Genomic DNA, 13,361 nt, shown 5'->3' on the forward strand with positions numbered 1-13,361 from the left:
GCTCTCCCGACGCCGAGGACGGGGCGCTGTCACGCCCCGGCCGGACCGGCCGCCTCCCCGCTGCCCGCCGCCCGCCGCTCCGCCCTGCGCCGCTCACGCCGGGCCCGGCCGCGCCGCAGCGGCTGGTCGGGCACCCACCCGAAGGTGACGCAGGCGCCGATCACGCCGAGCAGCATCCCGAACAGGAAGCCGCCCATGTTGGACGTCAGCCAGCTGCCCAGCGCGGCGAGCACGGCCACGAACGAGTAGAACAGCCGCTGCGCCGGGTTGAAGACGATCAGCAGGCCGCAGAGCACCATCACCGCCGGCACGAGGTAGCCGGCGATCCCCTGCATCCCCATGTGCAGGACGACCGGCAGCGGCGCCCGCAGGGTGAAGAGGATCTCGGCGCCCCCGAGCGTCACCAGCAGACCGCCCCAGAACGGCCGCTGTCCCCGCCAGTCGCGCTTGACCGGCCGGGCGGGCGCGACGGCTGCCGCGGCCCCCGCGGTCGGTGCGGACCCGGGGGCGGGCGCGACGTCGGGACCCGGACCCGCGCTCGCCGCGGCGGGAGTGGGGGCCGTCCCCTCGGCCCCGCCCCCTCCGCCACGGGCGCTCGGCGGTGTGGGCTCCGTCATCAGCAGCCCTTCGAGCCGAAGCTCAGCTTCAGGTGCGGCAGCTTGAAGCTGGCCGCGGTGCTGGCGTAGTTGTGCTGGTTCACGTTCACGATGTCGATGGTGTCCGCCTGCTGGCCGAAGACGCCGGGCCGGCCCTGGACCCCGGCCTTGGTGTACTCGCTGGCGTCCCCGCCGATCTCGATGTTGCCGAACGAGGCGTCGCCGGACATCATGTCGGAGTCGGTGGTGAGGTTCTCCGCACTGACCGGGGTTCCGGCGTCACCGGCGTGGATCACCAGGTTGATGCCGCCGAGGTCGACGCTCTGGCAGAGGTTGGTGATCTGGGCCGACTTGATCGCCGTCACCGCGACCAGCACCTGGCCGCCGGTGTGCCCCTGGTTGGGGCTGTTCTTGATCATGTGGTCGAGGCTCCCGAACTGCTCGAAGCCGTCACCGTGGATCTTGTCGGCGGTGATCGTGAACGGCATGCCGGAGATGGAGAACTGCGTGGCGAGTACGCCCTGTGCGGTGAGCGTCATCAGCACGCCGCCCGCGATGACGGCCGGGACGGCCATCAGGGCGGCCCGCTTGAGCCGGACGCGTCCTCTTCCGGGTCCGGCCGGGGTGTCGGGTGCCTCCGCCCCGGCGGCGGCTTCCTCGGACATGGCCATGTGCGCTCCCTGGAGTGGGTGGATTGGGCAGTCACTGGCACGTTGCCCTGGCGCGGACAGCGTTCGGCGGCCGACCGGTCGGACGCCCCTCGGCAGCGGGTCGGAACCGGTCGGACCGTGGTTGGAGCAACCGTGAAGCTACTGCCCGGTATTCGCCCGGTCAATAGAAGTGCACGAAGGGATCTTCACCGAACGATCCACCCCATGAAACACTTTGAGCAAACGTCAAATGATCCTTCCTGCAACGGAATTCATGATTCCGCAGCCGAACCATCGGATTCCGGTCCGAGGCCGAGCCGCCGTGCCGCCTCGGCCGGACCGAGGAACGGGGCGAGGCAGAACAGGCTCAGCGCCGTGAGGAGTTGCGGCAGCTCGGCTGTCCGTCCGGAGTTCACCCGCCGGTAGACCGCGCTGTGGACACCGCCCACCACCGCGTCCACCAGAGCCTCCACCGCGACACCGCAAGGGAGTTGGGGCACCTCGGCGAAGAACGCCCGGAACCGCTTGAGCAGCTGCTCGCGCTCCCGGCGCCCGGCCGGGCCGACCGCCTCGATCTCGATCACCGCCATGGTCGCGAACGCCGGTACGCCGGCCAGAAGTTGGAGCATCGCCTCCAGCGCCCGCCGGATCCCCGCGCACCAGTCCGGTTCGGCCGCGAAGGCCGCCGCCATCCGCCGGATCACCACGCCGGTGCCGAACCGGTGGGCGGCGAGGAAGGCGTCCTCCTTGCCGCTGAAGAGCTCGTAGAACACCGGTCTGGTCACGCCGGCCGCCCGGCAGATGTCGCTCACGGTGGCGTGCCGGTAGCCGTGCTCGGCGACGGTGTGGACCAGCCCGTCCAGCAGCCGCTCGCGCTGGGTCGCGGCGACCACGGCCGGGGGCAGCCGGCTCGGGCCGCGCTTGATCGAACGGGCCGGGTCACGGCCGGTGCGCGCCCCCGGCAGCAGGATCACGTCGGCCCCCCGGACGGTATTCCACTCCATCACCAACTCCTGTGTCCCGTATTGACATTGATGCAACACCGGGTTTACAACACTGGCAGGTTTCCAACCGGTGGGCGATCAGCCGCCGGAGAATCCGCCAGGGCCCGCCGGCGCCGACTGCGCCACCCGGGCCCGGGACCACGGGCGGACGCACGCACGGCGGTGGCAGCCGCCGGCCTGCACCCCACTGCACCGCGCACCTCCGCACTCCTTCCGCCGCACGGCGGGCCCGTGGCGCCGGGCCCGCCCCGGCGCGGCCCGCTGGGAGCCGCACCGCCGTGCCCCCGCATCTCCCCCGCCGTGCACGCCACCACACCCGCACGCGGGCAACCCCCACCCGACTCCGTACGGAGAGGCACCTTCATGCGCATCCGCCGCACCCTCGGGACAGCCGCCCTCGCCGCCCTCGCCCTCGCCGCCACCGCCGTCGCCCCCGCCCAGGCCGACGCCACCGCGGTACTCACCACAGGCAGCCTCGGTGGCCCGGCCGCCTCGGTGGGCGACGTCCTCAACGCCAGTCTCGTCGCCGGCACCACCGCCAACTTCTACGACAGCGCCACCAGCACCAACGGCATCAGCTGCAGCACGTCCTCGTTCTCCGCGACCGTCAGCGCCAACCCTGCCGCGCCCGGCAACGCCGTCGAGTCCCTCAACACCCAGACCTTCGACAACTGCAGCTCCAGCGTCCTCGGCGTCATGGGCGTGCAGAGCATCACCGTCGACAACCTCGCCTACACCAACACCGTCGGCGACGGCGCCGGCAGCCCGGTCACCCTCTCCCCGGGCGCGGCCGGCCCGATGCAGACCACGGTGGTGCTCAACACCATCCTCGGCAGCGTCACCTGTGTCTACCAGCAGGCGACCAGCATCTCCGGCACCACGTCCAACGGCAACAACAGCATCTCCTTCGCCGCCCAGCCGTTCAACCTCACCTCCGGCTCCGGCCTGTGCTTCCAGACCGGCTACTTCACCGCCGCCTACGGCCCGGTCACCGACACCTCGGTGGCGGGCAGCCCGCTGATCTACGTCAACTGACCAGGAACACAGACGAAGCGGCGTCCGGCGACCCCGAGACCACCGGACGCCGCCCAGGTCCGCCCTGGTGCCAGATCGGCCGGGACCTGGTCCGAGGACTGCGGGATGCAGTCGAACTGGACAATGACGGATGCGGCCGTCAGACGATCATGAACGCAGCGACACAGAACACGACGAGGGAGACGAGGACCTGCGCCGTCATGGCGACGGACCAGGTGGCGTCCTCCGGCTCGCCCTCGCGCTTCGCCTCCATCAACCGCCGCGCCAGTTCCCTGCGGTGGCCGACCATGCCCACCGCGAACGCCAGCATGGCGGACGTGTAGAACACGATCACCTTCGCCTGGTCGTGGTGCCCCACGCGGTAGTAGGCGTAGGCGGTGAGCGCCCCGACGACGGGGGCCAGGGCGGTCCTGATCCGGTACTCACGGGTGGGCATCCCCGGCACCGCGACCGCCCAGAACACACCCGCCGCCAGAACGGCGATCCACAGCCACGACGCGACGCTCAGCCCCAGCGGAGTCACCGCACACCCCTTCGTTCGGGCTGCGGGGCCCACGCCGGGCGCGGACCCCGCAGCTCTGTGCCATCAGGTTCGTTCGATCACCGACAGGCTAGTCGTCGCCGGGGCGAGTTGCCCGCTCTCCTCCTCTCGCCCTGCATCCTCCGGACCATCAGAAACGGCTGTCACCAGAGCTGTTGCTGCGATGCCGAGAGGAAGCCTGTGGAGAAGACACCCGAAAGAAGGGTCCGGAAGGAGTTCCTCTTGATCGCATGCCAACTGGCCGGCTCGCGGGGGCACTCGGCTTCGGTGACATAGACACGCAACAGATCGGGCCAACTCTCGACAAAGGAGAGATTCCTCCCTCCCACCCGGTTCGTGCACCGGCCCGCCCGACCCCGCGACAGCGAAGTGACCGGCCGGTAGGGTGCTGGCGGACGGTCGGCGCGGGTGGAGGCGGAGCGGGAATGAACAGTGACGGAACCGGGTTCTTCACGTCGGTGGCGGACGCCGCAACGCAGTTGGCCGGCGTCGGGTACCTCGCGTCCACGGCGGTGGCGACGACCGTGTTCCTCGCCGACCGGCTCGGCAAGCCGCTGCTCGTCGAGGGGCCGGCCGGGGTGGGGAAGACGGAACTCGCCAAGGCGGTGGCCGAAATCGGTCGTGCCCGACTGGTTAGGCTTCAGTGTTATGAAGGCATCGACGAGTCCCGCGCCCTCTACGAGTGGAACCACGCCAAGCAACTGCTGCGGATCACCGCCGGACGCGACGAGGGCTGGGACGAGGCGCGCACCGACATCTTCGGCGAGGAGTTCCTGCTCACCCGGCCCCTGCTGACGGCGATCCGCGGCGACGAGCCGACGGTGCTGCTGGTCGACGAGATGGACAAGGCCGACATCGAGGTCGAGGCGCTGCTGCTGGAGGTGCTCAGCGACTTCCAGGTGACGGTGCCCGAGCTCGGCACCATCACGGCGAGCCGCCGGCCCTTCGTGCTGCTCACCTCCAACGCCACCCGCGAGCTGTCGGAGGCACTGCGCCGGCGCTGCCTCTTCCTCCACCTCGACTACCCGGACGCCGAGTTGGAGCGCCGGATCGTCCGCGCCAAGGTACCGGGCCTGGACGAGACGCTCGCCGCGTCGCTCGTGCGGGTGGTCGGCGCGCTGCGCGCGATGGAGCTGCGCAAGGCGCCGTCCGTCGCGGAGACGATCGACTGGGCGCGCACGCTGCTCGCGCTCGGTGCGGACACGCTGGACGAGGCGGTGGTACGGGACACCCTCGGGGTGATCCTCAAGCACCAGGACGACGTGCGGAAGGCCGCCGAGAAGCTCACGGCCGTATGAGCGCCGTGAACCCCCCGCCCCAGCAGGACGCCGCCGCCCGCCTCACCGGCCTGGTCCGCGCCCTGCGCGGGCACGGCCTGCGGATCGGCCCGGCCGAGACGGTGGACGCGGCGGCCGTTCTCGACGTCCTGGGATTCGCCGACCGCGAGCAGATGCGGGCCGGGCTGGCCGCCGCACTGCTGCGCTCGGACGGCCAACGGGCCGTCTTCGACGCCACGTTCGACCTGTTCTTCCCCCTCGGCGTCGGCACCCCGGAGGCCGCGCGCCACGTCGAACCGCAGGACGACGCACCGCGTTTCGGCCGCCCCGACCCCGTCCGGGACGAGCTGCGCGAGCGCATCGCCGACGCGCTCGCCGCCGACGACCGGGCCGCCCTCGCCGCACTGGCGGGCGAGGCCGTCGAGGCCTTCGGCCGCTACGGCTCCGGCTCGACCCCCGGCTCCGACGGTTGGTCGGCCCACCAGGCACTCGGCCGGCTCTCCCCCGAGACGCTGCTCGCCCGTGTCCTCGCCGCCCTGCGCGAGCAAAACGGCACCCGGGACGTCTCCGACCTCGTCCTCGCCGACGAGATCCGCCGCCGCATCCGGGACTTCCGTGCCCTCGTCGCCGGTGAGGCCCGCCGCCGCGTCGCCGAGCTGCGCGGCGTCGAGCGGATCGCCGAACGGGCCGTCGCCCCCACCGCCGACCGGATCGACTTCCTCGCCGCCGGCCGTGACCAGCTCGCCGAACTACGACGCACCGTGCACCCGTTGGCCCGCAAGCTGGCCACCCGCCTGGCCGCCCGGCGCCGCCGCGCCGCGCGCGGGCAGATCGATCTGCGCCGCACCCTGCGCCGCTCGCTCTCCACCGGCGGGGTGCCGCTGCGCCCGGCGTACCGGCTGCGCCGCCCGGCCCGGCCGGAGCTGGTGCTGCTGTGCGACGTGTCCGGCTCGGTGGCCGGCTTCGCCGACTTCACCATGCTCCTGGTGCAGGCGATGAGCGAACAGCTCGGCAAAGTCCGGGTGTTCGCGTTCGTGAACCGCACCGCCGAGGTGACCGACCTCCTCGCACGCGGCGGCACCGACCCGGCCCGGCTGGCCACGCGGATCCTCACCGACGCCGAGGTCATGGGCCACCACGGCAACAGCGACTACGGCTCCGCGCTGGGCGGGTTCGCCGAGCGGCACCTGGACTCGGTCGGCCCGCGCACCTGCGTGCTGGTCCTCGGCGACGCCCGTACCAACCACCGCGACCCGAACCTGGACGCGCTGCGCCGGATCGCCGGCCGGGCGCGGCGGGTCTACTGGCTCAACCCCGAACAACCCGCGCTCTGGCCGACCGGCGACTCCGCCGCGCTCGCCTACGCGGGCGTCGTGGAGATGCACTCCTGCCGCAACGCCCGCCGGCTGGGCGAACTGATCGCCCGGCTGCTGCCCGTCTAACCCTCCGAAGCCCCGTCCTCCACGTGCGCGAGGAAGTCCAGCAGTGCCGCCGTGACCTCCGCCGGCCGCTCCTGCTGCGTCCAGTGGCCGGTCTCCGGCAGCCGGACGTGCTTGTGGAGGCGGGGCGTGAACGTCGTCAGCAGGAGCTCCAGGACGTCGCGCGGGACCATCGCGTTGACGAGGTCCCGCTCACCGACCACGAACAGCGCTGGCGCCTGGATCGGGCGGCCGGCGAACGCCGCCATCAGCTCGTTGTTCCGGTCGATGTTGCGGTACCAGTTGAGCCCGCCGGTGAACGCCCGCTCCCCGTGGGTCGCGTAGTCGGCCACGTAGGCCTCGATGTCCGCCTCGGTGATCCAGGCCGGCAGCCGCTCCGGCTCCGGGACGGTGTCCATCAGCTTCCGCCCCTCGGGGACGACCCACACGACCGGCTCGGCGCCGGGGCCGGAGCCGGCGTAGACGCGGCGGAAGGTGGAAGCCGGGTCGGCCGCGAGCTCGGCGTCGGCACGGCCGGGCTCCTGGAAGTAGTTCTGGTAGAAGCCGTCGCCGAACTGCGCACGCGACTCGGCGAGCGGGCGCGGTCCGCTCGGCAGCGGCGGCACGCTGAGCCCGGCGACGCCGCGCACGAGGTCGGGCCGCAGCGCCGCCGTGGCCCACGCGACCGGCGCGCCCCAGTCGTGGCCGACCACCACGGCCTGCTCGGCGCCGAGCGCGCCGATCAGCGCCGTCGCGTCACCGACGAGGTGCAGCAGGGTGTACGCGTCGATGCGCTCGGGCTGCTCGCTGCGTGCGTAGCCGCGCTGGTCGGGGGCGACCACCCGGTAGCCGGCGGCGGCGAGCGGCGCGAACTGGTGCCGCCAGGAGTACCAGCTCTCCGGGAACCCGTGCAGCAGCAGCACCAGCGGGCCCTGGCCCTGCTCGGCGATGTGCAGCCGCACACCGTTCACCTCGACGTGGCTGTGCTTGATCGCGTCGCTCAACTCCCGCTCCCCTGTCGGACACCAGAACCGGCTGTGGCCGTTCGTTCGGACCCTGCCCAGCGGTACGGGCCGGAAACGCGGCCGAGGCCGCCCCGGGAATCCGGGACGGCCTCGACACGTGGTGCGCGGTGGGTCAGTTCACCGTGTAGCTGTACGGCAGGGCCGCCAGCACCGCACCGGTGGTGCTCACGCTGTTGTTGGCGGTGGCCACACCGGTCGGGCCGGACACCAGGTACAGGACACCGTGGACGGTGCTGCCCTTCGCGCCGGTCGGGGTGATGGTCACCTGCAGCGAGCCGGTGGCGCCGGGGGCGACGGTCACCGGGGTGGCGGCCGGAGCCGTGGCGTTGACCGACGCGGCGTAGATGTCACCGGTGCTGGAGGTCAGCGCCGGGTCGAACGCCAGGGTGTGGGCGGTCGCGGTGATGGTGGCCGAACCGGCCGGGGCGCCCGCGTTGGAGAACGGGCCGATCTGCTGGAGGAAGGTGCCCCACAGGCCGGGGACGACCGGCTGGGCGGCGCTGCCGTTGAACGTCACGACCGAGATCGTCGAGCCGTTCTGGGCCTTCTTCAGGTCGCCGAACAGGTCCGGCGACGCGGTGGCGTCGGCGAGCTCCAGCTGGGCCGGGGTCGTGGACGCGGCCACGCCGTTCAGCTTGTCGGTGCCCGGCGGAACCAGGAACGACGGGACCGAGGAGGTCAGCGACAGCGGCAGGGTGACGGCGGACGAGGCGCCCTGCGGCACCAGGTTCACGTCGGTGCGGCGGTCGAGACGGCCGTCGGCCGAGATGACCTGGGTGGCGACCGTGTTGTTGGTGTAGTTGACCTGGAAGGTCGCCGGCTTGTTGGCGGCGAGCTTGGTCTTCGCGTCGGTCGGCAGGCCCGCGGCGGTGGCCACGTCCTTGTTGAAGCCGATGGTGCCCGCGAAGTCCTGGCCGAGCTGCTGGCCGCTGACCGAGCCGATCACGTTGAACACGAAGCGCCAGCGGCCCTCGGCCGGGTTGACCACGGTGGCCGAGACGCCGGTGCCGGTGCCGGTCAGGTTGCCCTGGGCGTCGAGGAGGGCGTTGCCCTCGACGTCGGCCGGGGTGCCGTTCGGGCTGATGAGCGCGCCCTGCATGAGGAGCTTGGAGTCCTTGACCGTGACGCCGACCCGCAGGTCCTTCTGGCCCTTCGGGACGTCGAACGCGTAGGAGAAGCTCTGCGTGGGCGAGCCGCCGCGGCCGTTGCCGCCGGTGATGGTGCCGGAGAAGGCGCCGTTGCCGTTGGTGACCGGCACGAGGCTGCGCAGGATGACCGGGACGCTGGTGGTCTGGCCGTTGGAGCTGGAGACGGTGACCGCCTCGCTGGAGTCGCCGCTGGTGGCCGGGGTGGTGACCTGGACCTTGAGGGTCTTGGTGTCACCCGGCTCGATGTCGACGACGTTCGGGCCCACGGTGCCGGCCGGCTCCGCGCGCTGGAAGGTGGCGCCGAGCTGGACCGGGCCGGTGTAGCCGCCCTTGCCCTGCGGGGTGTAGAGGATCGCGGTCCAGTCGCCGGCGACCGGGTGCGGGACGTCCACCAGGCCGAAGTTGGCCGGGGTGGCACCGCCCTGCGGGCGGGTGTTGGTCTCGAAGCGGCCGCTCGGGTCGAGCAGCGTCATGCGGACGACCGGACCGTTGACGGTCGGGTTGGCCGCACCCTGCCAGGCGATCGACGCCGCGAGGCGGTCGGCGCCGGCCGGGACGGTGATCTTGACCTGCTGCTTCACCCACGTGGCGCCGTTGGTGGCGTACTTGAAGGTGTCGGTGGAGGCCGAGTCCATCTTGACGGTCTGCTGGCTGTTGCCCATCAGCGCGAAGCTGCGGGTGGCGGCGCTGACCGTCTGGGTGGTGTCGCTGGTGTTGGTGACGCTCACGTCGGCGGTGTGGGTCGAGCCCGGGGCGCCGGCGATGTCGAGCTGACCGGTGTTCACGACGACCTGGCTGCTGCCGGGCGTGCCGTCACCGTCGTCGTAGCCGCGGGCGGCCTCGACGGCGCCGCGGACGTTCAGCAGACCCGCGCCCTGCTCCTCGGCCGGGACGCCGAGGTCGGTGGCGGTGCCGGTGATGAACTTCTTCACCAGGGCCGGGGACGGCGAGTCGCCGCCGTGGGTGTCGCGGTAGGCCTGGATGACCAGGGCCGCGGCGCCGGTCACGAACGGCGCGGCCTGCGAGGTGCCGCCGAAGGACTGGATGCCCGCGGCGGTGCCGCCGAAGCCACCGCAGTCGGTGAACTTGGAGACGTCGGTCGAGCACAGGGCCCAGTCCGACTCGCCCGGGGCGACCAGGTCGACCGAGCGGCCGGCCTGGGTGAAGCCGCCCGAGGACAGCGCGGAGATGCGGTTGTCGCTCCAGGTCTTGTTGGAGAACCCGGCACCCGCGTAACCGGTCTGCTGGTAGTTCTGGTTGTCCGTCGAGGCGCCGACCGCGATGACGTTCGGGTCGGTGGCCGGGGAGCCGACGGTGCCGCTCAGGCCGGCGTCGCCGGAGGAGACGGAGACCGTGACACCGGCCTTGACGGCCTCGTCGTTGAAGAGCGAGATGGTGTCGTGGGCGCTGGAGTCCGGCGTCGGGTTGCCACCGAAGGACTCGTTCAGCACGTCGACGTGCTGGACCCGCACCGCGTAGTCGATCGCCTGCAGGATCGACGAGTTGGACATCATCTCGCCACCCGCCTTGAGGGCGACGAGGTCCGCGTCCGGGGCGATGCCCTTCACGCGGATGTTGCAGCCGGCCGCGAGCGGGTGCGCCGACTGGTTGACGAACTTCGAGACGTCGTAGACCTGGCGGCCCTGGGCGATGACCGCCGAGGCGTCACCGAAGGCCTCCGCGCCACCGGTCGGGGTGTCCCAGCCGGAGCCCGAGAAGTCCTGGTAGTCGACGACGGCGTGCGAGCCGTCGGCCCGGATGAAGTCCGGGTTGTTGGGGTCGAGGCCGTCCGCGATGTAGGCGACCTTGACCCCCTTGCCGGTGGCCAGGTCGGCCGCGCCGGCCTTGCCGTTGCCGGTGGCCACGCGGGTCGAGTAGAGACCCTCGGGCTCCAGCAGCGGCTTGCTCGGGTCGGAGGGGCAGACCGTGTTGGTCGCGTTCTCCTCGGGAGCCTGGGCGCCGTTGCTGCCCGTAACGGCGTTCGGGGTCGCGGCGGCCGTCGACGCCTTGGCGCTCTCGGCGGCCTGGGCGGCCTTCGCCTTGGCGGCGACGGCCGGGGTGACGGCGACCGGGGCGTCGGCCACCACGGTGGCGACGGCCGGGTCGGCCTGGAGCTGCGCCTTCAGGGCCGGGCTGACCGTGGCCGAGAAGGCGTTGCCGAGCACGAAGCTCTTGACGTTGGTGCCACCGTTGGCCTTGACCTTGTTCAGCAGGGGAGCCTGGGCGTGCTCGGTCTTCTGCTGACGGGCGCCCACGTGGCCGTTGTCGGCCGGGGCGTCCGCTATCTGGTCCTTGAGGATCACGATCACCGGCACCGGGGCCCCGTCCGCCGACGCCTGGGGGGCGCTGGTGGTGTCGGGGATCGGAGCGCCGAACGCCGTGGTCCCGAAACCGAGGACCATGGACGCGGCAGTGACCGTGACGGCGGCTGCTAGCTGGGATTTCCGCCAGCCGATCAATGGACATCCTTTCGTCTGATGAGACGTCAGGTTGCACGGTCCAGCCTGCGCGGATCCTTGTCGGCCGCGTGGTTGCTCCGGACCGCGCGTCCCGACAGCGGACGCATTCCAGCGCATCCGGCACGACCACGACAAGGGGGGATTTCCCCATCAGAAAGTAAAAATGACCATCGATTAGTAAAATGCAGGACGGAAATCCGGCCATCGCAGACCTTTACCCTGCTCTCACCTGCGAAGCAGTGCCTGATCACCCTCGTTCACCCCACTGGCGAACTTCGGACACTGGCGAACAACCGCCACCAGGTACCGGGCGAAATCGGACCGCACCCCGGGGTGCACTACTGACCGGTTGTCCCTCTTCCCTGTCAGCACCCCGCCAAACCGGGCCAGTTCCGGCCGGGGATCCGTCTCGGCACCCGCGCCGGGTTCGGGGAGGTCCGGGCGTTCGTCGGCGAACGCCCGGACAAACGAACCCCGACCGGATGGAATCAGGACATCGTGAGTTTTTCCTGAGCGTCGGCCAGGTCCTGCGCCGTCGGGGCGTCGTCCTGGGTGAGCCGGTAGCGCCAATAACCCGAGAAATCGACAAATTTCTTTGGCACCCCACACTCCCCCACCAGGTACCGGCGCAGCGCCCGGACGGCGTCCGCCTCACCGGCGAGCCACGCGAACGGGATGCCGGCCGGCAGCTCGGCGGCCCGGACCGCCTCGGTCAGCACGGTGCCCGGGCGGGCGCCGCCCCGGTACAGCCAGCGGACGGTCAGGCCGGCCGGGCCGTCCAGCGGCTGTCGCTCCGACTCGTCCGCGACCTCGACGAACGCGAGCGCCGCGGCCCCGGCCGGCAACGCCTTGACCAGCGTGGCGATCGCCGGCAGCGCGGACTCGTCGCCGGCGAACAGGATCCAGTCGGCGGTGGCGGCGGCCTCGGCGAGCGGGACCGGCCGGGCGTACAGCTCGGACGGGCCGACCATGCCGAGCCGGTCGCCGGGTTCGGCACGCAGGGCCCACGCGGACGCGGGCCCGGTGTCGCCGTGCAGGACGAAGTCGATCTCGATCCGCCGGGTGCCGGGGACGCGGCGGCGGACGGTGAAGCTGCGCATCGACGGGCGCTCCGCCTCGGGAACGGCCAGGTAGGCCTGGTACCAGCCGACGGGGTCGTCGCTCTGGGCGGGAAGGACCGGCTCGGCCTGGCCGGGGCGGGGGAAGCAGAGCTTCACCTGCTGGTCGGGCGAGCCGCCGACGGTGTCCTCGAGGGCGGCGGCCTCGAACGTGACCCGGGCGGTGCGCGGCGTGATCCGGCGGACGGCAGCGACCTCGACGGAGGTGACGGGCAGGGTCAACGCGGAACTCCTTCCAGTCTCGCGGATTGGTAACCTTATGCCATAAAGAGTTACCGTGACGCGGTTACTTTACACTATAAGGAGTTCCTGGAATGGTCGTGTACGCCGGGCAGGGCGACGCTCACCGCTCCCTGTCCCTGCTGTGGCGCACCCCCGGCGCCGAACCCGCCCCGCGCACCGGGCGCAGCGGCCCCAAGCCCGGTCTGAACGTGGACTCGATCGTGTCGGCGGGAATCGCCGTGGCCGATTCCCAGGGCATGGCCGCGCTCTCGATGCGGGCCGTCGGCGAACGGCTCGGCCGCACCGCGATGGCGCTCTACACGTACGTCCCGGGAAAGGCCGAACTGCTGGACCTGATGCACGACCGGGCGCTCGCCGAATTGCCGGCGGAATCCGACGGCGACGGGGACTGGCGGGCCGCCGTCACCGCCTGGGCCGAGGCGCTGCACGCCTGTTACCTGCGCCACCCCTGGATGCTCCAGGTCTCGCAGGCCCGGCCGGTCCTGGGCCCCGCCGAACTCGCCGCCATGGAGGGCCTGTTGCGCGCCCTGCGGCCGGCCGGGCTGCCGGCCCGGCGGCTGCGCGGGGCCGTCGGAGCGCTGTGGCAGTTCGTCCGCGGGATGGCCGGCGTGGCCGCCGAGGCCCGCGACGCGGCCACCGCGACCGGCGTCGCCGACGCGGACTGGTGGACCGCCCGCTCGGCCCAACTCGCCGAACTGGCACCCGACTTCGCGGATCGCTTTCCGCTCCTGACCGCCCTGGAGAGGAGCGGCGACCCGGACCCGCAGGCGCGCGACCGCGAGGGCTTCCGCAGCGGTCTCGCCGTGCTCCTCGACGGGATCGCGGCGCCCGGCTGACCCCGCTCAGC

General features: G+C 72.0%; 11 protein-coding genes. 4 read left to right on the top strand and 7 right to left on the bottom strand.

Annotated features, from left to right (window positions below):
* Nucleotides 1-29 precede the first annotated feature (29 nt).
* The 3 genes from AB0C76_RS08880 to AB0C76_RS08890 form a co-directional block, all read right to left on the bottom strand.
* On the bottom strand, nt 30-617 hold the full coding sequence (locus tag AB0C76_RS08880; RefSeq protein WP_359961847.1) for a DUF6114 domain-containing protein: 588 nt from the start codon (nt 615-617) through the stop codon (nt 30-32).
* On the bottom strand, nt 617-1,261 hold the full coding sequence (locus tag AB0C76_RS08885) for a DUF6230 family protein (protein WP_359962125.1): 645 nt from the start codon (nt 1,259-1,261) through the stop codon (nt 617-619). The genes AB0C76_RS08880 and AB0C76_RS08885 overlap by 1 nt, the downstream gene beginning before the upstream one ends.
* 257 nt (nt 1,262-1,518) lie before the next feature.
* Nucleotides 1,519-2,250, bottom strand: coding sequence for a TetR/AcrR family transcriptional regulator (locus AB0C76_RS08890; protein WP_359961850.1), 732 nt, complete (start codon nt 2,248-2,250; stop codon nt 1,519-1,521).
* A gap of 363 nt (nt 2,251-2,613) precedes the next feature.
* On the opposite strand from AB0C76_RS08890, the gene AB0C76_RS08895 reads away from it, so the two are divergent.
* On the top strand, nt 2,614-3,285 hold the full coding sequence (locus tag AB0C76_RS08895) for a Tat pathway signal sequence domain protein (protein ID WP_359961853.1): 672 nt from the start codon (nt 2,614-2,616) through the stop codon (nt 3,283-3,285).
* Nucleotides 3,286-3,424: 139 nt separating this feature from the next.
* On the opposite strand, the gene AB0C76_RS08900 is transcribed toward AB0C76_RS08895, so the two are convergent.
* Nucleotides 3,425-3,808 carry a hypothetical protein gene (locus AB0C76_RS08900; protein ID WP_359961856.1) on the bottom strand — a complete coding sequence of 128 codons (384 nt, stop codon included), beginning with the start codon at nt 3,806-3,808 and terminating at the stop codon, nt 3,425-3,427.
* A 443-nt stretch (nt 3,809-4,251) separates the two neighbouring features.
* Here AB0C76_RS08900 and AB0C76_RS08905 point away from each other — a divergent pair, with 443 nt between their 5' ends.
* Both AB0C76_RS08905 and AB0C76_RS08910 read left to right on the top strand, forming a co-directional pair.
* Nucleotides 4,252-5,124, top strand: coding sequence for a MoxR family ATPase (locus AB0C76_RS08905; RefSeq protein ID WP_359961859.1), 873 nt, complete (start codon nt 4,252-4,254; stop codon nt 5,122-5,124).
* Nucleotides 5,121-6,545: a VWA domain-containing protein gene (locus AB0C76_RS08910; protein ID WP_359961862.1), complete on the top strand. Its 1,425-nt coding sequence runs from the start codon at nt 5,121-5,123 to the stop codon at nt 6,543-6,545. Before AB0C76_RS08905 ends, AB0C76_RS08910 begins: the two co-directional genes overlap by 4 nt.
* On the opposite strand, the gene AB0C76_RS08915 is transcribed toward AB0C76_RS08910, so the two are convergent.
* The 3 genes from AB0C76_RS08915 to AB0C76_RS08925 all read right to left on the bottom strand — a co-directional run bounded on the left by AB0C76_RS08915 (nt 6,542) and on the right by AB0C76_RS08925 (nt 12,493).
* Nucleotides 6,542-7,525, bottom strand: a complete 984-nt coding sequence (locus AB0C76_RS08915) for an alpha/beta hydrolase (protein WP_359961865.1) — start codon at nt 7,523-7,525, stop codon at nt 6,542-6,544. The genes AB0C76_RS08910 and AB0C76_RS08915 overlap by 4 nt on opposite strands.
* 133 nt (nt 7,526-7,658) lie before the next feature.
* The gene (locus AB0C76_RS08920; protein WP_359961868.1) at nt 7,659-11,096 is read right to left on the bottom strand and encodes a S8 family serine peptidase; all 3,438 of its coding nucleotides are present in this window, start codon (nt 11,094-11,096) and stop codon (nt 7,659-7,661) included.
* A gap of 545 nt (nt 11,097-11,641) precedes the next feature.
* Entirely contained in the window at nt 11,642-12,493 is an 852-nt protein-coding gene (locus tag AB0C76_RS08925; protein WP_359961871.1) for a siderophore-interacting protein, read from the bottom strand.
* Nucleotides 12,494-12,585: 92 nt separating this feature from the next.
* Between AB0C76_RS08925 and AB0C76_RS08930 the strand changes: the two genes are divergently transcribed.
* A complete protein-coding gene (locus AB0C76_RS08930; RefSeq protein ID WP_359961874.1) occupies nt 12,586-13,350 on the top strand; it encodes a TetR/AcrR family transcriptional regulator in 765 nt (254 codons plus the stop codon).
* The last annotated feature ends 11 nt before the right edge of the window (nt 13,351-13,361 follow it).

The sequence above is a fragment of the Kitasatospora sp. NPDC048722 genome, from assembly GCF_040650235.1.
In the GTDB taxonomy this organism is placed as follows: domain Bacteria; phylum Actinomycetota; class Actinomycetes; order Streptomycetales; family Streptomycetaceae; genus Kitasatospora.

What these genes read in the sequence shown, in the direction of transcription:
- AB0C76_RS08880 (WP_359961847.1), bottom strand. Translation starts at nt 617, where the DNA reads ATGACGGAGCCCACACCGCCGAGCGCCCGTGGCGGAGGGGGCGGGGCC.
- AB0C76_RS08885 (WP_359962125.1), bottom strand. Translation starts at nt 1,261, where the DNA reads ATGTCCGAGGAAGCCGCCGCCGGGGCGGAGGCACCCGACACCCCGGCC.
- AB0C76_RS08890 (WP_359961850.1), bottom strand. Translation starts at nt 2,250, where the DNA reads ATGGAGTGGAATACCGTCCGGGGGGCCGACGTGATCCTGCTGCCGGGG.
- AB0C76_RS08895 (WP_359961853.1), top strand. Translation starts at nt 2,614, where the DNA reads ATGCGCATCCGCCGCACCCTCGGGACAGCCGCCCTCGCCGCCCTCGCC.
- AB0C76_RS08905 (WP_359961859.1), top strand. Translation starts at nt 4,252, where the DNA reads ATGAACAGTGACGGAACCGGGTTCTTCACGTCGGTGGCGGACGCCGCA.
- AB0C76_RS08910 (WP_359961862.1), top strand. Translation starts at nt 5,121, where the DNA reads ATGAGCGCCGTGAACCCCCCGCCCCAGCAGGACGCCGCCGCCCGCCTC.
- AB0C76_RS08920 (WP_359961868.1), bottom strand. Translation starts at nt 11,096, where the DNA reads ATGGTCCTCGGTTTCGGGACCACGGCGTTCGGCGCTCCGATCCCCGAC.
- AB0C76_RS08930 (WP_359961874.1), top strand. Translation starts at nt 12,586, where the DNA reads ATGGTCGTGTACGCCGGGCAGGGCGACGCTCACCGCTCCCTGTCCCTG.